The sequence below is a fragment of the Paracoccus sediminicola genome (genome assembly GCF_027912835.1).
In the GTDB taxonomy this organism is placed as follows: domain Bacteria; phylum Pseudomonadota; class Alphaproteobacteria; order Rhodobacterales; family Rhodobacteraceae; genus Paracoccus; species Paracoccus sediminicola.
Genome location: NZ_CP115768.1, coordinates 1271439 through 1297055 on the forward strand (window position 1 = coordinate 1271439; position 25617 = coordinate 1297055).

Below are 25617 nucleotides of genomic sequence, written 5' to 3' on the forward strand. Positions count from 1 at the left end.
GATCTGGTCGACCGGCGCCCGCGTGCGGCGCGCCGCGCTCTTTGGCGAGCCGCATGACGAGGAGCTCAGCATGGCGCCCGAGCATGTGCGGCTCGAGCGGCTGAACGCGGGCGCGCCGTTCCTCAAGGTGCACGAGGCGCACGATCTCGACGCGGTGATCGGCTCGGTCGTGCCGGGCTCGGCCCGGATCGAGAACGGACAGGGCATCGCCCGCATCCGGCTCTCCGAGCGCGACGCGGTCGGTGACATCTGGCGCGACATCGAGGCCGGGCAGATCCGCGGTCTCCATCGGCTACCAGGTCCACCGCTTCGAGATCTCGAAGCCCGACGGCCAGCGGGAACTCTGGCGCGCGGTGGACTGGACCCCGTTCGAGATCTCCGCGGTGCCCGTGGGCGCCGACCCCGCCGCCGGCTTCCGCGCCAAGGGCGAACATCACGACTGCGTCCTCCACCGCCGGGACGCCCCCACCGAGCAAGGAGCATCCCCGATGACGGACACGACCCAGACCCCGGCCGCGACGGCCGAGCAGAAGAGCGAAACCGCAGTGCCCGAGGAGACGAGCATGACCGAAGACAAGACCGGCGCTGCCGAGACGCAGACCCGCGCCGCCGAGACCAAGCCCAAGGCGAAGCCCGCGCCCGACCCGGCGCCGGAGGATCGCGCCCGCAGCGTCGACACCGACGCGCTGGTCAGCGAGGCCCGCGCGCAGGAGCGCGAGCGCGTCTCCACGATCCACGGGCTGGCCCACAAGCTGCATCTCGAGCGCGGCTTCGCCGACGACCTGATCAAGCGCGGCGTCTCCATCGACGAGGCGCGCCGACTGATCCTCGACCAGGTCGCGGCCAAGGCGGATGAGACGCGGACGTTCCCCCATGTCTCGATCCCGCTCGGCGGGCGGGACGCCACGGTCACGCGGCGCGAGGCGATCTCCAGCGCGCTCCTGCATCGCTACAGCCCCACGCTCTTCCCGCTGGAAGACGCCGCCCGCGAATACCGCGGCATGACGCTGATGGAGCTCGCCCGCGAAAGCCTCGAGACGGCGGGCGCCACCACCCGCGGCCTCTCGCGCGACGAGGTGGCGACGCGGGCGCTGCATTCGACCTCGGACTTCCCCGAGATCCTCGCCGCGGTCACCAACAAGACCCTGCGCCAGGCCTACGAGGCCTATCCGCGAACCTTCCCGCTCTTCTGCCGGCAGGTGCTCGCCACCGACTTCAAGGCCATGCACCGGGTCCAGCTCGGCGAGGCGCCGCAGCTGCTGAAGGTCGGCGAGAGCGGCGAGTTCAAGCGCGGCACCCTCGGCGAGAGCAAGGAGAGCTACCGGATCGAGACCTACGGCCGCGTTGTCGCAATCACCCGGCAGGTGCTGATCAACGACGATCTCGACGCCTTCACGCGCATCCCGGCGATGTACGGCAACTCCATCGCCCAGCTTGAGTCGGACGTGGTCTGGGACATCGTGACGTCGAACCCGGCGATGGCGGACGGCACGGCGCTCTTCCACTCGACCCACAAGAACCTCGCCGGCAGCGGCGCGGCGCTCGGAGTGGACAGCGTGGGCCTCGCGCGCGCGGCGATGCGAAAGCAGACCGGCCTTGACAAGAAGACGGTGCTGAACATCCGGCCCGCTTTCCTGATCGTGCCGGCGGCGCTGGAACTGAAGGCCGAGCAGCTGATCGCCCAGAACCTCGTGCCCGCTCAGAGCGGCAACGTGGTGCCGCAGTCGATCCGGACGCTCTCGCCTATCGCCGAGCCGCGGCTCGACGCGGCAAGCGAGACGGCCTGGTACCTGGCGGCGAGCCCGAACCAGATCGACACCATCGAGTACGCCTATCTCGAGGGCCAGCAGGGCGCCTACATCGAGACCCGCAACGGCTTCGACGTCGACGGCGTCGAGATCAAGTGCCGTCTCGATTTCGGCGCCAAGGCCATCGACTGGCGCGGCCTCTACAAGAACCCCGGCGCGTGAGCCGGGCCATCCCCTGAAGCCTGATCCCTGACGCACGGGCGGTCCCGATGGGCCGCCCGTCGTCGTTCCGCGAAAGGAATGCGCGATGAAGAACTACGTCCAGCCCAGCGCCACCCTCACCCTGACGGCACCCTATGCCGTGACCTCCGGCGACGGCCTGCTCGTCGGCGCCATCTTCGGCGTGGCAGCCGGCGATGCCGCGAGCGGCGCCACCGTCGAGGCGGCGCTCACCGGCGTCTTCGACCTCACCAAGATCGGCTCGCAGGCTTGGACCGTCGGCGCCAAGGTGTACTGGGACGACACCAACAAGCGCTGCACCACTGTCGCGACCGACAACACCCTCATCGGCGTCGCCGTCGAGGCGGTGGCCGGCGGCGCCGGCGACACCATCGGCCGGGTGCGCCTGAACGGCAGCTTCTGATGACCGCCTTCGCCGCCGCCGTCGACGCGCTCTTCGCCGACGCGCATCTCGCGCGCGACGTCGTCTATACCGCCGAGGGCGGCGCGCCGTCGCTGGTCCGCGCGATCCCGCGCAGGCCCGACGACATCACCGGCTTTGGCGAGATGCGCATCTGGTCGGAAACCACTCGGCTGGATCTGCGCCTCGCCGAGGTGCCGAACCCGCGCCCCGGCGACCGCATCGAGATCGACGGCGAGGCCTTCCTCATCCAGGGCGAGCCCGTCCGCGACCGCGAGCGGCTCGTCTGGACCGTGGACCTGAGGCCGGCGTGAAGCTGAAGCTCGATATCACCCCGGACCTCGTCGCCGCTATGGCCGCCGAGGTGAAGGCCGGTGAGAAGGCCGTTACCGCCGCCATGCGCGAGGCCGGCACCGGGCTGAAGACCGCTTGGCGCAGCCAGATCACCGGCGCGGGGCTCGGCCGGCGGCTTGCCAACTCGATCCGCAGCCACACCTACCCGAAGGCTGGCGAGAGCCTGAACGCCGCGGCGCTCGTGTGGTCCAAGGCGCCGGTCATCGTCGGCGCCCACGACACCGGGCCGCTTATCCGCTCGAAAGACGGGTTCTGGCTCGCGATCCCGACCGAGGCCGCGGGGCGAGGCCTTCGAGGCGGCAAGATCACCCCCGGCGAGTGGGAACGGCGCCGCGGCCTGCGCCTGCGCTTCGTCTACCGCCGCAGGGGCCCGAGCCTGCTCATCGCCGACCGTGCCCGGATCAACACCCGCGGCCAGGCGGTGGCGTCGCGCTCGAAGACCGGCCGCAATCAGGTGTCCGCGCCGATCTTCCTGCTGGTCCCCCAGGTCAAGCTGCCGAAGCGGCTCGATCTGGACCGTGACGCCGAGCGGGCGCTCGACAGTGTGCCGGGGTTGATCGTGGCGAACTGGGTGGAGGGGAGGTTTTGAACTCAGCTCTGCGGACATTACTGCCGCTGGCCCAAAAGCCTTAAGTCACCGCAACAGCACAAAATCGGACATTGCCCCGGCTGCTTCTAAATCATCTGAAGTGTGAAAGCAGTTATTCCAGGCTAAGTGGGAGCGTAGTGATCGGCTGCAAACATTACTTGAAGAAGTCGCGCATTGAGCCAAATACCGTTGTCCGTAGTGGATGTGGGTCGCGAATTCGATCTGAGAGGGTCCTGAGATCATGATTCAGGCGCTTCGCCGCATTTTCTAGCAGTTCCGTTTCTGCTTTCCGTTCTGCTTGGCGATCCTCGTGCAGTTTCAGAATGAATTCTTGCATCGTGCCTTCATACATCATGTCATCACGAATGTAGAGACTGTGCGTTTTTCCGCGTTCTGTCGCAGTGTCTATCGCTAGATATGTGTCGTCTTCCAGGGACGCCAAGACCGCTTCAACTTTGGCGCGTGACATGGTGACAAAATCGGAAATGGACAAAGTGCGGACTCTGTACGAGGAGCCTTTCTGTCTGGTTGAATCTCGATGGCGGTCGAATTGGACCTCCACTTCTGGTGCGTGTATGTCCTCCACCTCCTTCCGAATTTTGCTCGATGCAACTAGTGCTTCTGTCTCAGTTTCCAGGAAGCGTCTCACCAGTGCCGGTGGAAGCAAATTGTTTGACCCATCGTGTTCACCCTCTCTGACGCAAGGTGCATAGGTATCGCCTATTAACTTATAGTGCGACCAGTATCGAAGTTGTCGACGTTCGATTGAGCTGAAAAGGTCTTTGAAATGAGTGTATATATCCTCATACTTCTTACGAACGATTGATCTGTCGGCTCTCTCCTTGCCCACGCGAACTCCAATGGAGAATACGATCACGCTAACGACTAGACTGACTGCCGCCGAACTCAAAAGGTTCACCAACCAAGCAGGAATTGTAACTCCAGAAATCACGATGCGTCCTCCGGCAGGCACAAATGCATAGAGATACCGGCTTGGTACCTAGTATGATAGGTACTGTCGAACGCTACGTGCGATTTCGTCTAGGATCGGACATTCATACGGGTCGCAGCACCCGGAACTCTGGGCTCTCTCGCGACCTTCTCCGCACCTGCACGATAGCAAACATCCATGCCCACACCCCGCGAAACCATCCTCGCCGCGCTGCATGCGCGGCTCTCGGCGCTGCCCACGACCGCGCTCCGTGGCGAGGTGCTGCCCGAGCGCGTGCCGTCTGAGGGTCTGCTGATCCTCCGCGATGGCGAGCCCGGAGAACCGGAGGTTACGCTGTCGCCCCTGCGCTACCACTATCAGCACCTAGCCGAGATCGAGGCGGTCGTGCAGGGCGCCGCCCGTGACGCGGCCTTCGACACGCTGATCGGAAGCATCGGCACTGCACTCGCCGCCGACCGAACGCTGGGCGGACTCTGCGACTGGGTCGAGGCGGAAGCGCCGCGCCCGGTCGATCTGCCGGTCGAGAGCGCGGCCAGCCTGAAGGCCGCCGTGATCGCGGTCGTGCTGCACTATTCCACGGCCGACCCGCTGGCCTGACCCCGACAACCCGAGGAGAACACGATGGCACGAGCCCAGGGGGCGCGGGCGCTGATGGCGCTTGCGTTCGAGACGACCTATGGAACGCCGCCCGCGAGCGGCTTCATCCGCATGCCCTTCGCCAGCTCCTCGCTGGGGGCGGAGCAGCCGCTCCTCAACTCTGAACTTCTCGGCTATGGCCGCGATCCGCTGGCGCCGATCAAGGACGCGGTGACGGCTGACGGCGATGTCGTCGTGCCGCTCGACGCCGAGGCCTTCGGCTTCTGGCTGAAGGCGGCCTTCGGCACGCCGACGACCGCGGGCGCGGAGGCCCCGTACACCCACGAGTTCCAGTCGGGGTCCTGGACGCTGCCCAGCATGTCGATCGAGACCGGCATGCCGGAGGTGCCGCGCTACGCGATGTATTCCGGCTGCGTGCTCGACCAGATCACCTGGCAGATGCAGCGCTCGGGGCTGCTCACTGCGACCGCGCGGCTGGTGGCACAGGGTGAGACGGTGGGCACGACGACCAGCGCCGGGACGCTTGCGGCGCTGGAACTGAAGCGTTTCGGCCATTTCAACGGGGCGATCACCCGAAATGGTTCTGCGCTCGGCAACGTGGTCTCGGCCGAGATCACCTACGCCAACAACCTCGACCGCATCGAGACCATCCGCTCGGACGGGCGTATCGACGGCGCGGACCCGTCCATCGCCGCGCTGACCGGCTCCATCGAGGTGCGTTTCGCCGACAGCACGCTGGTGACGCAGGCCATCAACGGCGAGGCCTGCGAGATGGAGTTCGCCTACGTCCTGCCGTCCGGCGAGAGCTTCACCTTCACCGTGCACGCCGTCTACCTGCCGCGCCCGCGCATCGAGATTTCCGGGCCGCAGGGCGTGCAGGCCACCTTCGACTGGCAGGCCGCCCGCGTCAGCGTGGTCGGCCGAATTTGCACCGCGACTCTCGTGAATGATGTGGAGACCTATTGATGCTCACGCTGGACCTGTCGAACGCACCCCGCTGGCACGATCTGGCGCCGGGCGTGCGCGTGCAGTTGCGCCCGCTTACCACCGCTCTGATGGTGGCGACCCGCAGCGACCCGGCCGTCGAGACGGTGCCCGATGAGGCTTCCGACGAGGAGCGCGCTGTCGCCTTCGCCAAGGCGCTGGCCTGCCGCGCTGTGCTCTCCTGGGAGGGCATTGGCGATGCCGACGACCAGCCGATCGCTCCCAGCCCAGAGGCCATCGACGCGCTGCTCGACGTCTGGCCGATCTTCGAGGCGTTCCAACTGACCTATGTCTCCAAGGGCCTGCTGCTGGAACAGGAAAAAAACGTCTCCGCGCTCTCGCCGAATGGTCCTTCGGCGGGGGCGAGCGATACTGCGAAGCCTGCACGCAAATCTGCCCGGACTGCCCGGCGCGGCTGAACCGTCCGCTGACCCATGAGGGCTGGCAGGTCTGGGACCTGGTCGGCCGTCTCGGCGGCCAACTCCGCGTGCTGCCCGGAGCCGTCGTCGGCTGGGATTTGACCGCGGCGCTGTCGCTCGGAGACGCGCTCGGCGTCCCGCCCAGTGCCGCGGCCGAACTGCTGCCCGTCATCGAAGCGGTGATGGTCGCCAAACTCAACGAACAGATGGAACGTCCCGATGGCTGAAAAGCGTGTGTCCGTCCGCCTCGCCGCGGTCGGCGGGCGACAGGTGCGCGCCGAGCTGGAAGGTGTCGGCGAGGCTGGCGCCCGCGGCTTCGGCCTGCTCAGCCGCGAGATGGAGGCGGCCAACGCTCGGCTCGCGGGCCTCGCGCGCCGTGTGCGCGTTGCAGCTGCAGCGGCCGTCGCCGCTGCCACGGCGGCGGGCGTCGCGATGGTGCGCTCCGGCCTTCAGACGGTGGACGCGCAGGCCAAGCTCGCCCAATCGCTCGGCACCACCGTCGCCTCGATCCAGACGCTCGAGCGTGCGGGCGAACTGGCCGGCGTGTCGATGTCCGGCATCGAGCAGGCGACCAAGGATCTGACGCGCCGGCTCAGCCAGGCGGCCGCCGGGAGCGGTCCCGCGGCCGATGCGCTGGACCGGCTGGGGCTCTCGGCCAACGAGCTGATCGCATTGCCGCTGGACCAGCGGGTCGGCGCCATCAACGCTGCCATCGAGGAGTTCGTGCCGGTTGCCGAACGTGCGGCGGTCGCGGGCCAGCTTTTCGGCGAAGAAGGCTCCATCGCCATGTCGCGGATCGACACCGCGACGCTGCGCCAGGCGACCGAGGACGTGCGCGCCTTCGGGGTTGTCGTCTCGGAGCAGGATGCCGACCAGATCGAGCGGACGAACGACGCCATCTCCCGGCTGGGGCTAATCTGGCGCGGTCTGTCAAACCAGCTTGCGGTCGCCGCAGCGCCTGCGCTGGAAGCCGTCGCCGATGCCATGGCGGCGCTGGCGAGCCGCACCGGGCCGCTCGGCATCGCGATCCGCAGTCTCTTCGATAACATCGGCCGCCTGACCACCTACGCCGCCACCTTCGCCGCGTTCCTCGCGGGCCGCTGGGGCGCTGGCATGGCCGCTGCTGCACTGTCAGTGCGCGGCCTAGCCACGGCGCTCGTCGTCCTGCGCGGCGCGCTGATCCGCACCGGCATCGGCGCGCTGATCGTCGGCGCGGGCGAGCTCGTCTACCAGTTCACGCGCCTCGTCTCCGGTGCGGGCGGCTTCGGCGAAGCGATGTCCCTCCTGAAGGACCTCGCGGTCGAGGTCTGGGAGCAGATCCGCATGGGCGCGGCGGCGGCGGGCGCGGCCGCCACGGCGATGTTCTTCGACCTGAAGGCGGACGCTGCGTCGGCCATGCAGAGCGCCATCGAGAGCGTGGTCGGTTTCGGGAATGCGGCGGCGAACACGTTCGAGGGCGCCTACGAGGCGATCAAGGCGATCTGGGGCGTGCTGCCCGCAGCCATCGGCGATCTGGCGTTCCAGGCCGCCAACAGCCTCGTCGATGGCGTCGAGGCGATGCTGAACGGCGTGGTCTTGCGCATCAACGGCTTCATCTGCGGCATCAATCAGGGGCTCGAAGCCCTCGGGTCCGAGCGGCGCATCTCGCTGGTGCCCGACCTCGACCTCGGCGAGATCGAGAACCGCTTCGAGGGTGCGGCGACGGCCGCGACCACCGCCGCTCAGGCGGCTTTCGACCGCGCCTTCGAGGACAACCCACTCACCGCACCAGACCTCGGACTGACGGACGCGGCCAACCGCGCGCTCGAGTCCGCCAATCTCTATCGCGGCGCCGCGCGCGATCTGGCCGAGGGGACCCGTGCCCCGCTGGAAAGCTGGCAGGCGCTCAGCGATGCCGTGCGGGGAACCGACGAGGACGGCGCCGACGCGCTCGCCGACGCCGCAGCTGCGGCAGAGCGCTTCGAGGCCGCGCTCGATGGTGCAAGACAGGTGGCCACCGATGCCGGCGCTGCGGCGGGTGCTGCTGCCGTTGCTGCAGAGCCCAACGGTGAGACAGCCGTCGCGGGCTGGCAGGCGGTCACGGCGGCACTCTCCGACTATGCCAGCAAGGCGCGTCAGATCGGCGGCGACATCGGCCAGAGCCTCGTCGGCGCCTTCCAGTCCGCCGAGAACGCCGTGGGCCAGTTCGTGAAGACCGGCAAGCTGAACTTCCGCGACTTGGTCACCTCGCTGCTGGCCGATCTCGCCCAGCTCGCGGCGCGGCGGTTCATCCTCGGGCCGATCGCCAATGCACTCTCCGGCGTGTTCTCCGGTGCGGGCGGCATCTTCGCCAACGTCCTGCACGCAGGCGGGATGGTCGGATCGGCTGGACCCTCGCGGATGGTCCCGGCCATGGCCTTTGCCGCCGCGCCACGGATGCATGCTGGCGGCATGGCAGGACTTCGCCACGACGAGGTGCCAGCGATCCTCCAGCGCGGCGAGCGGGTTCTGTCACGGCGGGAGGCGCAGGCCTACGGCGCGGGCGGCGGTGTCAACGTCACCATCATGGCCCGCGACGCCGAGAGCTTCCGGCAGTCCCGCACGCAAGTGGCGGCCGACATCGCCCGCGCAGTCTCGCTCGGGCGGAGGGGCATGTGAGTGCGACCCCGCAAGTGGAAACCGGTTGCGGGGGCCAGAGCACGAACCAAGGAGAGACTTGATGGCGTTCCACGAGGTCCGGTTTCCCGACAACATCAGCCGTGGCGCACGGGGCGGGCCCGAGCGGCGCACCCAGATCGTCGAGCTCGCCTCTGGCGACGAGGAGCGCAACGCAAGCTGGGCCAACTCGCGACGCCGCTACGATGTCGCCTACGGCATCCGCCACGTGGACGATCTGGCGACGGTGGTCGCCTTCTTCGAGGCGCGGAATGGGCGCCTACATGGCTTCCGGTTCAAGGACTGGGGCGACCACAAGTCCTGCCTGCCCTCGGGCACGCCATCGCCAACCGACCAGGCGCTCGGCACCGGCGACGGCGCGACGACCGCCTTCCAGCTGGTAAAGCGCTACGCCTCGGGCAGCCAGACCTGGACTCTGACGATCACAAAGCCGGTCGCCGGCACGGTGCGCGTCGCGCTCGATGGCGCGGAACAGCTCGGCGGCTGGTCCGTCGACACGACCACCGGCGTCGTGACGTTCGATGGCGCGCCCGCTGAGGGCGTCGCCGTCACCGCGGGCTTCGAGTTCGACGTGCCAGTCCGTTTCGACACCGACTCGCTCGACGTGACGCTCGACCTCGAGCGGCTCGGCTCGATCACCTCAATTCCGCTTCTGGAGATCCGGCGATGAATGACACCGGCAGCTTCGTCGCCGCCGTGCTGCGCGAGCTCGCGGCCTCGACCGCCGTGATCCTCGCCGCCTGGGGCGCGCTCGGCGGGGCAACGAACGCGCTGACCACGAAGATGCGGCTGCGCGATGCGCTCCGGCACATCCTGCTCGGCGGGCTGATCGCAGCCGGGATGGGCAGCCTCTCCATGGCCGTGATCACCGCCTGGCTCAGCCTACCGCCCGAGGCGATCCCGGCGGGCGGGGCGGCAGGCTCGGCCGCCTATCTCGTCGGCGTCTTCGGTCCGGCCTTCATCGAGATGCTGCTGGCCCGCCTGCGCCGCGCCAACGAAGGCGGTGGCGATGAATGACCTTCTCCGCCTCGCGCGCTCGCTCCGCTGCGACCCCGCCGATCCCCGGCAGGCCTTCCGCCACCGCCTGGCGGTCGGCCTCGCCGTCGCCTCTCTGATCCTGATCCTCTCGCTTCTCCGGTAATCCCATGCACATGACCGACCGGGGCCTGCTGGCCCTCGTCTGGCACGAAGGACTCGTGCCCGGACCCTATCTCGATGTGAAACAGGTCTGGACCTTCGGCATCGGCCACACGGACGCGGCCGGGCCACCCGATCCGGCCACGATGCCGCGGGGCATGCCCGCCGATCTCGACGCCGGGATACGCGAGGCGTTCCGGGTCTTCCGCGCCGACCTCGCACAATATGAGGCTGCCGTCCTGCGCGCCGTGAAGGTGCCATTGGCGCCGCACGAGTTCGATGCGCTGGTCAGCTTTCACTACAACACCGGCGGCATCGCGAAGGCCGCGCTCACCCGGCACCTCAATGCCGGCAATCGCGTTGCAGCCGCCGGCACGTTTCTCAACTGGCGGAGACCGGCCTCGATCATTCCCCGCCGGGAGGCCGAGCGCGATCTGTTCCGGCATGGCCGCTATCCTGGCGGCACGATCCCGGTCTGGTCCGTAGATCGCACAGGCCGCGTGGACTTCTCACGGCCGATCCGTCGCCTGACCGAGGATGAGGCGCTGGCCTTGGCTCGCGGGTTGTCACCGACAGCGCCCGTCCTCGACCCTTCACCCACAGCGCCGACCGGCTGGCTCGCCCGGCTTGCCGCCTTCTTCTCCACCCTGATCCAGAGGGCCTGATCCCATGCGCTACGTTCGCCCCAACTCCATGACCTGGTGGGCGGGTCTGCTCGCCATGCTCACCGGCATCGCCTCTCTCGCTCTGCCCGCCACCGGGCCGCTCGGGGAACTCGCCCGCTTCGTCGCGCTGCTCGCCGGCTCGGGCGACGCCTCGCCCGCAGGGCTCATGTTCCTCGGTCTGGGCCTGATCGGCCTGCGCGACAGGATCGAGCGCGGGTTCCGCGGCGATGCTTGAGTTCCTCGCAGGCTTGGTCTTGGGCGGCTTCCTCGGCGTCTTCGTCGCAGCCCTCTGCGCCGCCGCCGCGCGCGGGGAGCCGGACGATGGCTGATCTCCTGATCTGGCTGGTCGCGGCTTTCGGCGCAATCGGGGGCGTCGTCCTCGGCCGGCTCTGGGGCCGCGTCGAAGGGGAACGCGCAGGCAAACGGGAGGCGGAACGCGATGCGATGGAAGACAAGAACAAGCGTGTCGAGCGCGGTCGGGATGCGGTTCGCGATGGCCGCGGCGCTGGCGATCCTGCTGGCCGGCTGCGCCGCAACGATGGTCGCTGGTGACGCTGGCCGCATAGCTTACGCGGAGGCGCGGCTTGCCCGACCGCCTGCCGAAACCGTCGCCACCGTGCCGCCTGCATGGGTGGACTGGATTGCCGATCTCGACGACCGCATGACGGGAACCTGCCGATGAAATCCCTCTCGCCCGCCCTGCAGGCCCATCTCGACGAGGGCACGACGACGCTAGCCTGGTGCTGGCGGATCACTCGGGCCGACGGCGTCACCTTCGGTTTCACCGACCACGACCGGACGCTGAGTTTCGACGGCACGGACTTCGAGCCCGAGAGCGGGTTGACCGCCTCCGAGGTCCGCTCTGGCTCGGACCTTTCGGTGGATGCGCAGGACGCGGAGGGCGTGCTGACCTCGGACCGGATCACCGAGACCGACATCCTCGACGGCCGCTGGGACAACGCTGAGGTCGAGGTCTGGCGGGTGAACTGGGCGGACACTGGACAACGCGTGCTGATGCGCCGGGGCGCCATTGGTCAGATCCGGCGCGGGCGCTTGGCTTTCGTCGCCGAGGTGCGTTCGCTCGCGCATGTGCTCGGTCAGACGGTGGGGCGGACCTTCCAGGCGACCTGCGATGCCGTGCTAGGTGACGCGCGCTGCGCCGTCAATCTCGAGGATCCGGCCTACAAGGGCGCGGGCGCCGTCATCGATCTCCTGCGCGACCGGGCCTTCACCGCCTCAGGTCTCGGCGGCTTCACCTCCGGCTGGTTCACCTTCGGCACCATCGAGTGGTCCAGCGGTGCGAACGCGGGGCGTCGCGCGGAAGTGCTGGGCCATGACGTGTCGGACGGCATCGCGGTGCTAACCCTGCTCGAAGCACCGGTGCGCGCCATCGCCGAGGGCGACGGCTTCACGATCCGGGCCGGCTGCGACAAGCGGATCGAGACCTGCGGCGCCAAGTTCGCCAACACCGCCAACTTCCGCGGCTTTCCGCACATACCCGGCCAAGACACCATCCTGCGCTATGCGACGAAGGACGGCGGGCACGAGGGGTCGGTGCTGTGAACGCCACTGATCCTCAGCGCGTCATCACCATTGCGCGCTCCTGGCTCGGCACGCCGTATCACGACCAGGCGAGCCTCAGGGGTATCGGCTGCGACTGCCTCGGGCTCGCGCGGGGCGTCTGGCGCGAGGTCGTCGGCCCCGAGCCGTTCCCAATCCCGCCCTACAGCCGCGACTGGGGCGAGACCGGCCCGCGCGAGGTCCTGGCCGAGGGAGCGCGGCGCATGATGATCGAGGTGGCGCCCGACGAGGCTGCTCCCGGGGCGCTGGTCCTCTTCCGCATGAAGCCCCGTGCCATCGCCAAGCATGTCGGGATCCTGACGGCCCCCGACTTCTTCCTCCACGCCTATGAGCGGCTCGGCGTGATCGAGGAACCGCTCACCTACGCCTGGCGGCGGCGCACAGCCTTCGCCTTCCTGTTCCCGCAACGCTGAGACCCCGAAATGGCCACCCTTGTTCTCGGCGCGGCCGGCGCCGCCATTGGCGGTTCGATCGGCGGGGCGATCCTCGGTGTCAGCGCTGCGACCATCGGCGGCTTCATCGGCTCCAGCATCGGCTCGGTCGTGGACAGCTGGATCATCTCGTCGCTGGCCCCGACCCAGCGCATCGAGGGCGCGCGGCTCGACACGCTGCGCATCACCTCGGCCACTGAAGGCGCGGTCATCCCGCGGCTCTACGGTCGCATGCGGATGGGCGGCAACATCATCTGGGCGACGGATTTCCGCGAGGAGACCAAGACCACCACGCAGGGCGGCGGCAAGGGCGGCGGGGGCGGCAAGGTCAAGACCACCGAGTATCTCTACTACGCCAGCTTCGCCGTAGCGCTCTGCGAGGGGTCGATCACCGGCATCGGCCGCATCTGGGCCGACGGCAAGCCGGTGGACCTCTCCGGCGTCACCTGGCGCTGGTATCCCGGCGACGAGGCGCAGAGCCCCGATCCGTTCATTGCCGCGAAGATGGGCGCGGCCAGCACGCCCGTCTATCGCGGCACGGCCTATGTGGTCTTCGAGGAGCTGGCGCTCTCGACTTACGGCAACCGCCTGCCGCAGCTGTCCTTCGAGGTGTTCCGGCCGCTGGCCGATCCCGACACCGCCGAGGGACTGACCCGCGCCGTCACCATGATCCCGGCCTCGGGCGAGTTCACCTATGCGACGCAGGCGATCCGCAAGACCGATGGCGGCGCGACGGTGCCCGAGAACCTGAATGCGCTCGCCGACTCCACCGACATGGTCGAAGCCCTCGACCGGCTGCAGGCGATGGCCCCGGCGGTCGAGAGCGTCAGCCTCGTGGTGGCGTGGTTCGGCTACGATCTTCGGGCGGGCTCCTGCAAGGTGCGGCCGGGCGTCGAGGTGTCGGCCAAATCCACCACGCCCGCCAGCTGGTCGGTGAACGGCGTGAGCCGCGCAAGCGCTTTCCTCGTCAGCCGCGACGATCAGGATCGGCCAGTCTTTGGCGGCACGCCGTCCGACTTCGCGGTGGTGCAGGCCATCCAGGAGATGAAGGCGCGCGGGCTGCGCTTGACCTTCTACCCGTTCATCCTCATGGATGTGCCGCCTGGCAACACCCTGCCGAACCCGTATTCCGACAACGCCGCCGAGACCGGTCAGCCCGCGTTCCCCTGGCGCGGACGGATCACCTGTTCTCCGGCGGCAGGTTTCGCCGGGACCGTGGACAAGACCGCCACGGCCGCAAGCCAGGTCGCGGCGCTGTTCGGCGCGGCCACGCCTGCGAGCATCAGCGTCACCGGCGAGAGCGTCAGCTGGACCGGCACGCCCGGCGACTGGGGTCTGCGGCGCATGGTGCTGCACTACGCCCATCTCTGCGCGGCGGCGGGCGGGGTCGATGCTTTCCTGATCGGCTCCGAGATGCCGGGGCTGACGACGATCCGCTCGGGCGCCAGCACCTATCCGGCGGTGCAGGCCTATCGGGACCTGCTCGCGGATGTCCGCGCGATCCTCGGTTCGGGGACGAAGATCGGCTATGCGGCCGACTGGTCGGAATACTTCGGGCATCAGCCGGGCGACGGCAGCGGCGATGTGTACTTTCATCTCGATCCGCTCTGGGCGGACCCGGAGATCGATTTTGTCGGGATCGACAACTACATGCCGCTGTCGGACTGGCGCGACGGCTTCGAACATGCGGACGCGACCGAGGGCTGGCCCGCGATCTACGACCGGGCCTACCTGCAGGCGAACATCGCGGGTGGAGAAGGCTTCGACTGGTTCTACGCCAGCGCGGCCGATCGCTCCGCGCAGGTCCGGACCGCGATCACTGATGGCGCCGCCGGCAAGCCATGGGTCTTCCGCTACAAGGATCTGCGCGCCTGGTGGTCGAACGCGCATTACGACCGCCCAGGCGGGGTGGAGAGCGGGACGCCGACCGCGTGGGCGCCGGAGTCCAAGCCGGTCTGGTTCACCGAGCTCGGATGCCCGGCCATCGACCGCGGTACGAACCAGCCCAACGTCTTCTTCGACCCGAAGTCGTCGGAGAGCTTCGTGCCCTACTTCTCCCGCGGCTGGCGGGGCGATGCGATCCAGCGCGCCTATCTCGAGGCGACCTACCTCTTCTGGGGAGAGGCCGCGAACAACCCGCTGTCCTCGGTCTACGGCGGCCGCATGGTGCATGTCGCCGAATGTGCCGCCTGGACCTGGGATGCGCGGCCGTACCAGTTCTTTCCGGCGCTGACCGATGTCTGGACGGACGGCGGCAACTGGCGCCTGGGCCACTGGCTGGCCGGACGGCTCGGGGCCGTGTCGCTGGCCGCATTGGTCCGACATCTCTGCCTGCGCGCCGGGCTGCCCGAGGATCGCGTCGATGTCACCGGCCTGTGGGGCGCGGTCGAGGGCTACGCCATCGGCACACTCGAGTCCCCGCGTGCGTCCATCACCACGCTCGCCCGCCACTTCGGATTCGACGCCGTCGAGACCGAAGGCGTGATCCGTTTCGTCATGCGCGGGCGCGCTGCCGTTGCGAGTGTGAGCCCCGACGATCTGGTGGCCGCCCGCGAGGGCGACGTGCTGGAGCTGACGCGCGGCCAGGAGACCGAACTGCCGCAGGCCCTGAAATGGCAGGTGGCTCGCGCCGACGAGGATTACGAGGCCGCGCAGGTCGAGGCCCGTCGCATCACCGTCGACACGACGCGCATCGCGTCCGAGTCTTTCCCGATGGCGGTCCCGCCCGAGGAAGCCGAACGGCGTTGCCGCCGCGCGCTGATGGAGGCCTGGACCGGTCGCGAGAGCGCGGTCTTCCGTCTGCCGCCGTCGTGCCTCGCGCTCGACCCGGCTGATGTCGTGTCGTTTGTCCATGACCGCCACGCCGTCCCACTGCGGTTCATTTCCATCGCCGATGCCGATGCGCGCGGTATCGAGGCGGTCCGCGAGGACCGGGAAGCTTACGACTTCCCGCCCGGTGCGCCGCGGCCTTCGGCGCTGTCGCAGGCCGTCGTCTTCGGCGCACCCGAGGCGGTGCTGCTCGACCTGCCGCAGCTGACCGAGGACCAGCCGGCGCACCGGCCCTTTGCAGTGGCGCATGGCGTCCCTTAGCCCGGCGAGATCGCGGTGTTCCGCAGCCCCTCGATGGACGGCTTCGAACTGCTCACGAGCTGCGGGACGCGGGCGCGGATCGGCACTCTGGTCTCGGACTTGTACGCAGGGCCGACGTTGCGCTTCGACCTCGGCAAAGCGCTGATCGTCGATCTGCGCACCGGCACGCTTGAAAGCGTGACGGACCTGACCCTGTTCGGCGGCGCCAATGCGCTCGCCATCGAGAGCGCGCCCGGCGTCTGGGAAATCGTGCAGGCAGGTGCGGCCGAGTTGCTGGCGCCGGGTCGGTATCGCCTGACCCGACTCCTGCGCGGCCAGCGCGGCACGGAAGGCGACATGGGCAATCCCGCGCCCGCCGGCGCGCGGGTTTTGGTGCTCGACGACAGCATCGCATCGCTGCCGATCGCCGAGGCCGATCTCGGCATCCCGTGGAACTGGCGCATCGGGCCCGCGAGCCGCCCGGTGGCCGACGAGACCTATGTCGCGCAGGCCTTCACGCCAGCGGGCGTCGGGCTGCGGCCGTTTTCCGTCACCCATGTCGAACAGCCGTGGCGCAGGCCGCGCACTTCCGGGGACCTCACCATCCGCTGGACGCGCCGGTCGCGTGCGCTAGCGGCTGACAGCTGGGGCGGGCTCGAGGTGTCGCTGGGAGAAGAACTGGAAGCCTACGAGGTCGAGATCCTCGACGGCGCAACTGTGAAGCGGGTGCTGAGCACCGCCACCACCAACGCGGTCTACACCGCCGCAGACCAGACCGCCGATTGGGGCGCGCCACTCGGCCCCGCCGACACACTCGACGTCCGCATCTCCCAGCTCTCCGCCCTAGTCGGGCGGGGCGCTCCCAAGATCGTCACGCTCTTCTTCTGAGGCTTTTCCCATGTCCGACGCGACGACCCATCTGCTGCTGCCCTACATCCTGGCGGCGCAGGCCCAGAAGCATGTCACTCACAACGAGGCGCTGCGGATCCTCGACGGGCTCATCCAGCTCTCCGTGCTCGACCGGGATCTGACCGTGCCGCCCGCAAGTCCAGCCGATGGCGACCGCTACATCGTCGGCTCGGGCGCCACTGGCGACTGGTCGGGCTGGGACCTGAACGTGGCGCTCTGGACGGACGGAGCCTGGCTGCGCCTGCCGCCCCGGACCGGCTGGCGGGCGTGGGTCGAGGACGAGGGGCTGCTGCTGGTCTACAACGGCGCGGGCTGGATCGGGACGACGCCCGCGGCGCTGCAGAACATGGCGCTGCTGGACCTCGGCACCACGGCGGACGCCTCGAACCCGTTCTCGGCCAATCTGAATGCTGCGCTCTGGACGGCGAAGACCGTTGCCGAGGGCGGCACCGGCGATCTGTTCTACACCATGAACAAGGAGGCTGCGGGCGACGACCTCGGTCTGACCCTGCAGACCAACTTCGTGACCAAGGCGCTGGTTGGGCTCTTCGGCTCGGACCGCTTCCGCCTCGCGGTCTCGGCCGACGGCAGCACCTTCTTCGACGGGCTCAGCGTCGACAACGCCACCGGCATCGTCGACCAGCCACGGCTCCCGCGCTTCAAGGCCTACACGAACTACGACAACTATGTCGGCGTCGGGGCCTGGACGAAGATCGGCCTGAACAACACCGACTACAACGACCAGGGGGCCTTCGACGCCGCGAACAATCGCTTCGTGGCGCCCACGGATGGCACCTACCTCTTCGGCGCCACGCTGCTCTACAAGATGAACGCCAGCACGTCGGCGCGGATGAGCGGCCGGCTCGTGCTGAACGGCACGATCGAGATCCGCGGCTCGCGGGGCGAGATCAGCGGGGTGCATGTCTCCGAGGCGACAGCGCTCTGGTTGCAGACCATGGTTCCGCTAACCGCAGGCGATACCATCGAGTTGCAGGGGTATTTCCGTGTCGCGGACGGCTACTTCGCCGCTGACCAGACATCTTTTTGGGGAACGAAGGTGGGGTGACCGAGGGCATAATCGTAAGCGGTGTTTATCTACTTGATAGTAAATGAGAATTAAGCGTCACTGGGGCCATGAATCCCAAATATCCCGACGTACATGTTCAGCTGTCCAACCAAAACGGTAATGCTTTCATGGTCATCGGCGTTTGCCTTAAGGCAGCTCGGGATGGCGGCTTGTCGCAGAACGAAATCGATACTTTCTTGAAGGAAGCGACCAGCGGAACAAACGAGGAGCTACTTCAAACAGCCATGCGGTGGTTTAGCTGCTGCTAATCCAAACGTAGCGGAGGTCTGAGAATTCCGAATGCGCCCCCATTACAGGGACTTGAAATAGAGGTGTATTTTTTCCGCCATCATCGTCCGGCGCTCTTCCAGAAAGTCATCGTAATCCGGAATTGAACCGTTCAGCACTGAGGCAGGAACACAATTGGTTTCAAGGTTGGCTCGCATCTCGTCTATATCCGCAATACCGCCATACCGCTGCGATCCTCCGGAACATTGATCGGCTAGTTCAGAGAAATAGACGTCGGGCGACTTGTCGCCAATTGAAATATTGATCTCGCTTTGCGCAATTACGAAATTTGCGACCTGATTGTACCGAGCAGCCGTAAATCCACGCCCCTTCAGGTAGTTCTTGGGAAAAACATGGTGGACATCGCTGCGGTTCAATAGCAGGTCTCGCACTGTTATATCCCTAGACAAGAAACCGAGATCCCCCAGCTTCGCTTGCGCCGCCTTGAAAGCCACAAAGGACGGCGTTGTGGATGCAGAGGAATTGAATTGCTGAGGCAGAAGGGCTGACCAGTAGTCATCCGATAGTTCAGATTGAATAACGGCGTTGGCATATTTTGCCAGCCCGTGCATCTCGATTTGCCGAATGTCGTAGTCGAAAGAACTTTCAGCATTCCCTGAGTAGCGCCCGCGAAGAACAGACATGACGTACCAGCGCCGAACAAGGCGTTCAAGTTCCGCAGCATCCATCTTTTCGGCCCGGCCGCGCAGGTAGATGATGTACGCAGAATTGACCGCGTTTTTTGAACGGATCAGATTTGAAGTTACGAACCCTGCCGAGCGAAGGATCATCGTCAACCGGTCGAAATGGGTCTTGCTCATGAAGTTGAAGACTCCTTTTTTCAGACGTTCGAACGACGCCTCCGCGATCTCCTCTTCATAGTCCCGGGTCTCGAAGTTGCGACCGGATAACAGCGCTACCAGATCCTGCAGTTTCCCGCGTCCGAACTCCGAGGTGAAGGCAACCCTCAGCATATCGGTGTAGGACGGATCGTAGAGATCGTCGTTGACGTTGCTCAGCCAACGCATCTTTTGGAAATATTCGGATTTCACGAATTCCGTATCGTTCTTCTCGATCCGCGGCATCGCTTCGGGGGAAACGGCCAGATGGCAGAAATAGTCAATCGCCTTGCGCAGCTGATTGCCACCATTTCGTTCGTCTGCAGCGATTTTCGACATGACGAAATCCGCCTGGCTCAGCTGCGCGCCGGTAGAGTTTACCCGGATGAAGATCTCGGTCACCGTCTCGATATCCAGATGTTCGGCCAGTTCGATGACCCCGACATGGTTGTTCGTGATCTGCCATAGGCGCTGCAGGATGCCCGAAATCTCTTTGCGGTCTGCCTCGGGGTTGCGGGCAAGATAATCGTCCATCACGCCGATCAACCCGACCTCGGGCGAAAACACCTCGGCAATATCGGCAATCCATGTGGCATCCTTCTGGATCGCGGGGTTCGTCACCTCGAACTTCTGCTCAAGCGGGTTGAAGGCGATCCGGATCCTCCGCGTGCGGTAATCCTTGTCAATGACTTCCTGACCAAGCAGCGCCGCCATCAAGGCCGTTACCCGCTGCTGCCCGTCGATCAGAATCCGCTTGCCCGACGAGGTCGTTCCATCCTTCAGCCGCACCGTGGGGTTTCGCCAAGCGATCAGGTAGCCGACCGGATAGCCATTATAGAGCGAATCCAGCAGGTTCCGCACCTTTGTCGCGTCCCACACGAAAGGGCGTTGGATCTCGGGGATGGCGATCTCGCCGGATTTGACCCAGGTCAGCAGGGTTTCGATCGGATGCGGGGTGACGGAATAGCGTTGGGTGGCCAAGGGTCTTTCCTATTGTTGATCTTGCTGAAAAAGCGTCTCGCGGTGCCAGGTGAGCCGCTTGCGGTGCTCGGAGCCGAGCGGTATCGGGGCCTGCCAGCGCAGCGCCTCGCGGGCACCTTCGCTGAGGCCGGGCGAGAACATCGGCCGCCCCTCGTCGTCGAAACTGACCAGCCCCTTGTCAAAGGCTGCGTCCCACAGCGCCGACAGAAGCAGCCCGTTATGCACGTTTAGCCGCTCGGCATCGCTGTCACACAGCCTCCACGGGATGATGTGGCTGGCGCGTAGAAGAGGTGCGTCGGCGATGCCGGACAGAGGGCAGCGGCCTTGCCAGTAGTCCATTAGCGAGGCGCGAAAGATGTCCTGGCCCACCCGCCGCACCACCAGCCGCTCGGCCTCGGTGGCTTGCGGCAGGGTTTTCACCTTTTCGCGGAAGATCTCGAGCGGCGCATCGGGCAGGCTCGCGGCCAGCTGGTAGAGGCGCGGCATCACCGCATAAAGCGCGCCGAGATCGGCAAAGGCATAGCGGGCAAGGCCGGGGCCGGGCAACTCGGTTGGCGCGAGCTCGATCTCGGCGATCACGCCGGCGTGGTCCAGCGCCAGGAGCCAGCCCTCATCCCCCCGCGCCAGCCAGATCGCACCTTGCGCGGTGGTGGAGCCATAGCGGCGCCAGCCCGCGTCTTCGCCATTGGTGCGGCGAAAGCCGTTCTGGAAGGCGAGCTTGTCGCATTCCTGGCGGGTGATGAAGGACTGGGGGGCCTCGATCATTGCCCTACGCCTTCTCGTTCCAGAGTTTTTGGGCGGAAAGACCCATCGCGGTCTCCACGGCGTTCGCGGTGCGGGTCACCGCGTAGAGGTTCAGATCCTCGAAGGCGCCCTTGTAGTTCGACAGGTAGCTCTCGCTCCTTGGCTCTAGCCCGTTGCGCATCGCCACCAGGTAGGCTGCCATCTCGGCTTCCACTTCCATTAGCTCGTGAGGCGTGTCGCGCCGATCCGGTACGCGGCGTCCGTTGTCGGCTCCGAGGTGGCCGAGGTACAGGTGCGCAAGCTCATGGGCGACGGTCACGAAACGCGTCGGGGCGGCATGGTTCCGGTTGTAGGCCAGCTGGTAGACGTTCTTGCCCTTGTCGTTCTTCGCGCGGGCGAGCAGCCGGATCCAACCCGCCTGGCCGTCTCCTGCGTCGAGCTGGACGAGGTCGATCTTCTCCTTGCTGATAGCCCGCATAAACTCGGCGAAGCGGTTGTCGCTTAAATTGCCGAAGGTCGGGAAGGAGAACGCATCGACCGGCAGGTCCTTGCCCTCGGTATCCTGCACGTCGAACACGAAGTCGACTGGCCCCTTCATGCGCAACACCAGGAGCGGCCGTGCGCCCTTTTTCGGCACGCGGCCGAACCGTTGCCACCAGTCATGCGCTGTCGCGGCATGCGTCAGGCCCGGTTTCTGAATGTGCAGCAGCATCGCGTTGAAAGGGGCGAATTCGCGCAGGCGAATGGTGAAGGTGAAAAGTTCGTGGATCGCTTCGCTGCTGTCATAGAGCTTTGTCGCCGCGATCAACTGGTCGATCAGGGCGCGCTCGGCCTCAGTTTTCGTGCCGGCTCCGTCGAACAGGTCGTTCTGCGCTTCGGGCGACGCAGGCGGTGTCAGCAGTGCATCGAGATCGAACTTCGGCGGGTAATCGACGAAGGTCTCATCTTCGACCCCCGGAGTAAAACCGCTGATCTCGCCTCGCCGGGCCTGCTCGACGAACAGGTCGAAATAAGGGCGGAAGCGTCGCTCCTGCTCGGGCTTCATGCCACCCTCGCGCATCAGGACGAGGATGGACTCGGCGTCCGGCGTCCAGTCGAAGCGCGAGTCGAAGATCGATTGGACCGCGCCGCGGATAAAATCGGCCACTCGACCGTAGACGACGGGATCGATGGCCGGCATCGGTCACATCCCCATCGCCGTGAATTCACCGTTGGCGTCAAGGCGGTCCCACGCGGCGAGGACGAGGCGGCGGGTGCGGTATTCGCCGTGTTGGCGGATTTCATTCTCCTTGAGGACGCGGAAGGTTTCTGAGGGGTAGTCGGGACCCTTCACGTCGGCGGGGTCGAGGATGTAGCGCAGCTCATCGCGGGTCAGGCCGTAGGCGCGCGCAAAGAAGGCGTCGAGATCGGCGCGCAGGTGGGCGCGGCGGTTCTCGTCCCAGGCGAAGGGCGGGCCGTCGTAGCCCAGATCGCGGGCGAAGGGGGCGAGGCTGTGCGAGGCGTAGGTGAGTTCCAGCACCTTCGGGGTGATGAAGGCGAGGCGGGGTTCGGTGTAGAAGGCTGGGGGAAGAAACGGCAACTGCGAAAAGTTGTGCTTTCGAATGTCCGTGCCGCCAATCTTGAACCCACAAGTATAGTCAAGGCAGATCGAATTAAGGTTGGCTAGAACTGCCGAGGTAATTTCCTTTTTGCCTTGGACGCTCAATACCGACGCCGTGTCGTCTGTTGCAACCATGGGCAGGATCGCCGCAATCATCGTTCTAGAGTCAGTTGCACGCGCAATCCGCCTTATCGAGAGATGATACTTTGGATTCAAAAACTTCTTGGCTATTCTCTGCTCATAGTATTTCCGATCAACATACTTGTCTGATGCGTCCACATTTCCGCTCTGAATGTCCTCATTCGAGTGCATGCCGAGGATTGGGTCTATGGAGTATTGATTGAAAAAGGTCCCACGGAATACTGCAATCGTGTCAGCGGATGCCGGGGTATTCTGAAACTGTTCCAAGTCGTCTGAATTTGACGAAGTAAACACATTCTGATTTAGGATAAGCCAATCCTCGGTGCGCGGAATCTTCGCGACCAAGCCAAACATCTTCGCTGCTAGCTCGGCGTCTGCACGAGCCCGAAAAATTGGGGCGTTCTTGGTTATTGGGTTGATGGCGCTGATCTGCTCAGGCGAGAGAGTAAAGTTTCTTTCGATATCATTAATTTGACTTGGGTCAGAGAGGAAGAACGAGAAGGCTGCCTCATCTTCCTCAGCGCCAATAGTGAGCAGGCAAAATTTGTAGCTGCGGTGAACTGACGTGAAGATGCCGTTTTTGTTCTCGAAATCGACAAGCTTTGAAAGGCGACGATCCTCGACAAGCGAAGCAAAGAAGGGAGCAGTAGTTGCATCCGTTGCTATGCCTGTAGGAACGATCACTCCAGCTCGGCGCCTTGCGAGCCCTGCGAACAGCTCAGCGAACAAGGAATAGGTATTAATCTTTCCTCGCGCGGAGAGTTCGAATCTACCACTCTCCCGAGCAAATTCATTTGACGCGTCAAAGTTGCGTTTGTCCGCGATGTATTCGGCGTACGCGATGGAATTGGTCGCCTGAAGTTCAGAAATCGCGTGTTTTCGTGCAGCACCCGAAAGTGCACCAATCTCCGGTATGCGTGTGGAGAAATACTCCTCTTCTGAAAGTTGCACCACGTCCCACGGCGGATTGCCCAGCACCACGTCGAAGCCGCCGCGCTGCATCAGATCGGGGAACTCAAGCGGCCAATGCAGGGCGCGGGCGTTGCGTGCGGCCTTGGGCGCTTCGACCATCGCCTGGCGCATCTTCCCCTGATTGAGGGCCATCCACAGTTCCTCGGTCGTCGGCACGGTGCGGGCCGAAGCCCCCGCTGGTGCGCCGCCAACCTTGGGCAGCAGGAAGGCCGCCACATAGAGGTCCGCCGCCGCCTTGGCGCGGACAAAGGTCTGCCCCTTGCGCAGTTCCTTGAACCGCCTGGCCTTGGCGCCGATCTGCTCGACCGTATCCTCGGGCAGGTCACGGAAGCCCGAGAAATCCAACGCCAGCGGCTTCATCGCCGGCATGGCTGCCTGACCAGTGCCGAAGTCGAACCCGCCTTGCCCCGCCTTCACATCGCGATTGGCCTTGAGGTAGTATTTCGCGGTTTCCTTGTCGTCGCCGGTCAGCGGCTTGTAGGCGGCATCGGGAATGCCGTCCTGCAGCACCTGCAGGTCGAACACCCCCAGCAGCGCATCGCCGCAGCGGATCTGCGCATCGAAGAAGCCGAGGGGAAGGCCGGGGTCCACGGTCTCGATCCAGAGCGCGACCTTGGTCAGCTCCACCGCCATCGGGTTGCGGTCCACCCCATGGATGCAGCAGCGCGCGACATCGCGCAGCGCGTGGCGGAAATCGGCGAGCGAGGGCGTGCCCTCGGCCCGGATGCGCGCGAGCCGCGTGGCGATGCGGCGGGCGGCGGCCAGCAGGAAGTGGCCCGAGCCGCAGGCAGGGTCGATGACCGAAAGCTTCAGCAGCGCCTTGGCGGGATCGTCCGCTTCAGCCTCGGTCTTGTCGAGCACGGGGTCGAGCGCGGTGTTGAGCAGCGCCTGAACGAGGCTGTCGGGAGTGTAGTATGAGCCGGTGGTCTTGCGCTGGTTTCCCTTTTGCTCGGCCGCCTCGGAGGCGAAGAGCAGTGTTTTGCCGTCGTCGCCCAGCTGCGGCTGGAGTTCGAGGAGGGATTCGTAGACGGAGCCCAGTTCTTCGGTCTCCATCGCGCGCCAGTTGACGGGGACCATGCCGGTTTTGTCCGACAGCCAGGAGAGGCGATAGAGCGCCTCCATGAAGGCCTTGTTGCGCAGGCGGGCGGTTTCCAGGTGGGGCAGACGGTCGTCGGCAAAGAGACCGCCGAGCGCCGGGAGGGCGAGTGCCTCCTGCCCGTGGGCGAGCGCGCGGAAGACGATCTTGATGCCTTCGTAGCGGTCGTGGTGCTTGTCCCACGTGGCGGCGCGGTAGCACTGCTTGCGCAGGGCGGCGAGGCTGTAGCCCTCGGCGTAGAGCGCGCGGGCCTCGGCTTTCGACTTCGTCGGGTGGAGGAGGTTCCGGTCCTCGGCGACCATCAGGAAGATCAGCCGGTAGACGAGGCGGAGGAGCTCGTTGAACCAGGTGGTGAGGTTCACCTCGCCGGATTTCAGTTTGGCCGCGAGTTCGGGGTTGGCTTCGAGGAAGCCCGAGCCCAGCACCTTGAGCGCGATCTGGACCTGGTCAGCCAGGCGGTCGCGCGCGGCCTCGCCCTCGCGCGAGCCAGCCTCGCGCCATCGCTCGAGCGGGCAGTCGGTGGCCGGGGTGTCAGCGGCGCCGAAGCGTGACCGGTGGATGATGAGCCAGAGCGCGGCAAACGACGCGATGTCTTCGGTCGAGAAGATCTGGGCGAGGTCGGCTTCGATGTAGGCGGGGCGCGTCAGGGACGCGTTGTCCCGCATGAGACGAAGATGGGTGCCGTTGGTGACGATCCCCCAGAGCGCTTCCTCGGTGTCGTTGAGGTAGTCCTGAATCGCGAAGGCCGGCGAGCGGGAACGGTCGATGGACAGGGTCGGGCTGCGGCGGTCCAACGTCTCGCTCGGCGGCACGACGACCAGCGGAACCCTGCCGCTGGCGATCATGGCGAGCGGCGCATCGGCCGGTGTTAGGTCGTCAAAACCGAAGGTCTCCTTGAAGAAGCCGGCAACGAAACGGCGGGTGGCGTCTTGAGATGGCGTGTCGAGCTTCGCGAAGGCATCGAAGTGGGATTGGCCGACACGGAACGCCGTCGAGATTTCCTCTCGGATCGTGAGGCCCTTGCGGACAGCATAGTCCTCCCGCGACTGTTCCGGTGCGTCCCGCTGGTCGATCTTGGCGATCATCGCCGGCGCGATCAGGTTGCCCTCGAGGCTGAGCGAGGGCCATGCCGACATGTCGGAGATCGGTTTGCGCGCCAT

Annotated in this window: 25 protein-coding genes and 1 pseudogene; 21 read left to right on the top strand and 5 right to left on the bottom strand. The window is 66.0% G+C overall.

What is annotated here, in order from left to right; all coding sequences use genetic code 11:
• Positions 1-242: 242 nt before the first annotated feature.
• The 4 genes from PAF18_RS06295 (at position 243) to PAF18_RS06310 (ending at position 3331) form a co-directional block, all read left to right on the top strand.
• Entirely contained in the window at positions 243-1970 is a 1728-nt protein-coding gene (locus PAF18_RS06295) for a prohead protease/major capsid protein fusion protein (RefSeq protein WP_271117749.1), read from the top strand.
• A gap of 85 nt (positions 1971-2055) precedes the next feature.
• Positions 2056-2391 carry a DUF2190 family protein gene (locus PAF18_RS06300; RefSeq protein WP_271117750.1) on the top strand — a complete coding sequence of 112 codons (336 nt, stop codon included), beginning with the start codon at positions 2056-2058 and terminating at the stop codon, positions 2389-2391.
• Positions 2391-2702: a head-tail joining protein gene (locus PAF18_RS06305; protein ID WP_271117751.1), complete on the top strand. Its 312-nt coding sequence runs from the start codon at positions 2391-2393 to the stop codon at positions 2700-2702. The genes PAF18_RS06300 and PAF18_RS06305 overlap by 1 nt, the downstream gene beginning before the upstream one ends.
• Entirely contained in the window at positions 2699-3331 is a 633-nt protein-coding gene (locus tag PAF18_RS06310; protein ID WP_271117752.1) for a DUF6441 family protein, read from the top strand. Before PAF18_RS06305 ends, PAF18_RS06310 begins: the two co-directional genes overlap by 4 nt.
• A 154-nt stretch (positions 3332-3485) precedes the next feature.
• Here PAF18_RS06310 and PAF18_RS06315 read toward each other — a convergent pair whose 3' ends face one another.
• A complete protein-coding gene (locus tag PAF18_RS06315) occupies positions 3486-3824 on the bottom strand; it encodes a hypothetical protein (RefSeq protein ID WP_271117753.1) in 339 nt (112 codons plus the stop codon).
• Between the two features lie 636 nt (positions 3825-4460).
• Here PAF18_RS06315 and PAF18_RS06320 point away from each other — a divergent pair.
• From PAF18_RS06320 to PAF18_RS06395, 17 genes and pseudogenes are all read left to right on the top strand, one after another.
• Positions 4461-4880 (top strand): acyl-CoA transferase, encoded by a 420-nt coding sequence (locus tag PAF18_RS06320; protein WP_271117754.1) that lies wholly within the window; start codon positions 4461-4463, stop codon positions 4878-4880.
• Between the two features lie 24 nt (positions 4881-4904).
• A complete protein-coding gene (locus tag PAF18_RS06325) occupies positions 4905-5846 on the top strand; it encodes a phage tail tube protein (protein ID WP_271117755.1) in 942 nt (313 codons plus the stop codon).
• A complete protein-coding gene (locus PAF18_RS06330; protein WP_271117756.1) occupies positions 5846-6283 on the top strand; it encodes a hypothetical protein in 438 nt (145 codons plus the stop codon). Before PAF18_RS06325 ends, PAF18_RS06330 begins: the two co-directional genes overlap by 1 nt.
• A gap of 68 nt (positions 6284-6351) precedes the next feature.
• The gene (locus PAF18_RS06335; RefSeq protein ID WP_271117757.1) at positions 6352-6510 is read left to right on the top strand and encodes a DUF7697 family protein; all 159 of its coding nucleotides are present in this window, start codon (positions 6352-6354) and stop codon (positions 6508-6510) included.
• Positions 6503-8920, top strand: a complete 2418-nt coding sequence (locus PAF18_RS06340; RefSeq protein WP_271117758.1) for a phage tail tape measure C-terminal domain-containing protein — start codon at positions 6503-6505, stop codon at positions 8918-8920. The genes PAF18_RS06335 and PAF18_RS06340 overlap by 8 nt, the downstream gene beginning before the upstream one ends.
• 61 nt (positions 8921-8981) lie before the next feature.
• Positions 8982-9608 carry a DUF2460 domain-containing protein gene (locus tag PAF18_RS06345; RefSeq protein ID WP_271117759.1) on the top strand — a complete coding sequence of 209 codons (627 nt, stop codon included), beginning with the start codon at positions 8982-8984 and terminating at the stop codon, positions 9606-9608.
• The gene (locus tag PAF18_RS06350; protein WP_028031152.1) at positions 9605-9955 is read left to right on the top strand and encodes a hypothetical protein; all 351 of its coding nucleotides are present in this window, start codon (positions 9605-9607) and stop codon (positions 9953-9955) included. Before PAF18_RS06345 ends, PAF18_RS06350 begins: the two co-directional genes overlap by 4 nt.
• On the top strand, positions 9948-10079 hold the full coding sequence (locus PAF18_RS06355; RefSeq protein WP_271117760.1) for a hypothetical protein: 132 nt from the start codon (positions 9948-9950) through the stop codon (positions 10077-10079). Before PAF18_RS06350 ends, PAF18_RS06355 begins: the two co-directional genes overlap by 8 nt.
• 4 nt (positions 10080-10083) lie before the next feature.
• Complete coding sequence (locus tag PAF18_RS06360) at positions 10084-10740, top strand: lysozyme (RefSeq protein ID WP_271117761.1); 657 nt, start codon at positions 10084-10086, stop codon at positions 10738-10740.
• A 4-nt stretch (positions 10741-10744) separates the two neighbouring features.
• Entirely contained in the window at positions 10745-10975 is a 231-nt protein-coding gene (locus tag PAF18_RS06365) for a hypothetical protein (RefSeq protein WP_271117762.1), read from the top strand.
• The gene (locus PAF18_RS17585) at positions 10968-11069 is read left to right on the top strand and encodes a DUF3789 domain-containing protein (protein ID WP_491899800.1); all 102 of its coding nucleotides are present in this window, start codon (positions 10968-10970) and stop codon (positions 11067-11069) included. The genes PAF18_RS06365 and PAF18_RS17585 overlap by 8 nt, the downstream gene beginning before the upstream one ends.
• The gene (locus PAF18_RS06370; RefSeq protein ID WP_271117763.1) at positions 11062-11292 is read left to right on the top strand and encodes a hypothetical protein; all 231 of its coding nucleotides are present in this window, start codon (positions 11062-11064) and stop codon (positions 11290-11292) included. Before PAF18_RS17585 ends, PAF18_RS06370 begins: the two co-directional genes overlap by 8 nt.
• A gap of 126 nt (positions 11293-11418) precedes the next feature.
• Positions 11419-12303: a phage/gene transfer agent baseplate hub protein gene (locus PAF18_RS06375; RefSeq protein WP_271117764.1), complete on the top strand. Its 885-nt coding sequence runs from the start codon at positions 11419-11421 to the stop codon at positions 12301-12303.
• Positions 12300-12734: an NlpC/P60 family protein gene (locus tag PAF18_RS06380; protein WP_271117765.1), complete on the top strand. Its 435-nt coding sequence runs from the start codon at positions 12300-12302 to the stop codon at positions 12732-12734. The genes PAF18_RS06375 and PAF18_RS06380 overlap by 4 nt, the downstream gene beginning before the upstream one ends.
• Positions 12735-12743: 9 nt before the next feature.
• Positions 12744-16709: pseudogene (locus tag PAF18_RS06385) on the top strand (baseplate multidomain protein megatron).
• Between the two features lie 10 nt (positions 16710-16719).
• Positions 16720-17796 carry a DUF2793 domain-containing protein gene (locus PAF18_RS06390; protein ID WP_271117766.1) on the top strand — a complete coding sequence of 359 codons (1077 nt, stop codon included), beginning with the start codon at positions 16720-16722 and terminating at the stop codon, positions 17794-17796.
• A 68-nt stretch (positions 17797-17864) separates the two neighbouring features.
• On the top strand, positions 17865-18065 hold the full coding sequence (locus tag PAF18_RS06395; RefSeq protein ID WP_271117767.1) for a hypothetical protein: 201 nt from the start codon (positions 17865-17867) through the stop codon (positions 18063-18065).
• Between the two features lie 42 nt (positions 18066-18107).
• Here PAF18_RS06395 and PAF18_RS06400 read toward each other — a convergent pair whose 3' ends face one another.
• Genes PAF18_RS06400 through PAF18_RS06415 form a run of 4 tightly spaced genes read right to left on the bottom strand, consistent with a single transcriptional unit; the run spans position 18108 to position 25617 of the window.
• Positions 18108-19904, bottom strand: a complete 1797-nt coding sequence (locus tag PAF18_RS06400) for a GmrSD restriction endonuclease domain-containing protein (protein ID WP_271117768.1) — start codon at positions 19902-19904, stop codon at positions 18108-18110.
• Positions 19905-19913: 9 nt separating this feature from the next.
• Positions 19914-20669: an HNH endonuclease gene (locus tag PAF18_RS06405; RefSeq protein WP_271117769.1), complete on the bottom strand. Its 756-nt coding sequence runs from the start codon at positions 20667-20669 to the stop codon at positions 19914-19916.
• Between the two features lie 4 nt (positions 20670-20673).
• Entirely contained in the window at positions 20674-21828 is a 1155-nt protein-coding gene (locus PAF18_RS06410) for an ImmA/IrrE family metallo-endopeptidase (RefSeq protein ID WP_271117770.1), read from the bottom strand.
• Between the two features lie 3 nt (positions 21829-21831).
• Positions 21832-25617, bottom strand: a complete 3786-nt coding sequence (locus PAF18_RS06415) for an Eco57I restriction-modification methylase domain-containing protein (protein ID WP_271117771.1) — start codon at positions 25615-25617, stop codon at positions 21832-21834.

Bases quoted from the DNA above. Each gene is read 5' to 3' on its own strand.
- PAF18_RS06300 (WP_271117750.1), top strand. From the start codon at position 2,056: ATGAAGAACTACGTCCAGCCCAGCGCCACCCTCACCCTGACGGCACCC.
- PAF18_RS06305 (WP_271117751.1), top strand. From the start codon at position 2,391: ATGACCGCCTTCGCCGCCGCCGTCGACGCGCTCTTCGCCGACGCGCAT.
- PAF18_RS06320 (WP_271117754.1), top strand. From the start codon at position 4,461: ATGCCCACACCCCGCGAAACCATCCTCGCCGCGCTGCATGCGCGGCTC.
- PAF18_RS06325 (WP_271117755.1), top strand. From the start codon at position 4,905: ATGGCACGAGCCCAGGGGGCGCGGGCGCTGATGGCGCTTGCGTTCGAG.
- PAF18_RS06330 (WP_271117756.1), top strand. From the start codon at position 5,846: ATGCTCACGCTGGACCTGTCGAACGCACCCCGCTGGCACGATCTGGCG.
- PAF18_RS06340 (WP_271117758.1), top strand. From the start codon at position 6,503: ATGGCTGAAAAGCGTGTGTCCGTCCGCCTCGCCGCGGTCGGCGGGCGA.
- PAF18_RS06345 (WP_271117759.1), top strand. From the start codon at position 8,982: ATGGCGTTCCACGAGGTCCGGTTTCCCGACAACATCAGCCGTGGCGCA.
- PAF18_RS06350 (WP_028031152.1), top strand. From the start codon at position 9,605: ATGAATGACACCGGCAGCTTCGTCGCCGCCGTGCTGCGCGAGCTCGCG.
- PAF18_RS06355 (WP_271117760.1), top strand. From the start codon at position 9,948: ATGAATGACCTTCTCCGCCTCGCGCGCTCGCTCCGCTGCGACCCCGCC.
- PAF18_RS06360 (WP_271117761.1), top strand. From the start codon at position 10,084: ATGCACATGACCGACCGGGGCCTGCTGGCCCTCGTCTGGCACGAAGGA.
- PAF18_RS06365 (WP_271117762.1), top strand. From the start codon at position 10,745: ATGCGCTACGTTCGCCCCAACTCCATGACCTGGTGGGCGGGTCTGCTC.
- PAF18_RS17585 (WP_491899800.1), top strand. From the start codon at position 10,968: ATGCTTGAGTTCCTCGCAGGCTTGGTCTTGGGCGGCTTCCTCGGCGTC.
- PAF18_RS06370 (WP_271117763.1), top strand. From the start codon at position 11,062: ATGGCTGATCTCCTGATCTGGCTGGTCGCGGCTTTCGGCGCAATCGGG.
- PAF18_RS06375 (WP_271117764.1), top strand. From the start codon at position 11,419: ATGAAATCCCTCTCGCCCGCCCTGCAGGCCCATCTCGACGAGGGCACG.
- PAF18_RS06390 (WP_271117766.1), top strand. From the start codon at position 16,720: ATGTCCGACGCGACGACCCATCTGCTGCTGCCCTACATCCTGGCGGCG.
- PAF18_RS06395 (WP_271117767.1), top strand. From the start codon at position 17,865: ATGAATCCCAAATATCCCGACGTACATGTTCAGCTGTCCAACCAAAAC.
- PAF18_RS06405 (WP_271117769.1), bottom strand. From the start codon at position 20,669: ATGATCGAGGCCCCCCAGTCCTTCATCACCCGCCAGGAATGCGACAAG.
- PAF18_RS06410 (WP_271117770.1), bottom strand. From the start codon at position 21,828: ATGCCGGCCATCGATCCCGTCGTCTACGGTCGAGTGGCCGATTTTATC.
- PAF18_RS06415 (WP_271117771.1), bottom strand. From the start codon at position 25,617: ATGGCGCGCAAACCGATCTCCGACATGTCGGCATGGCCCTCGCTCAGC.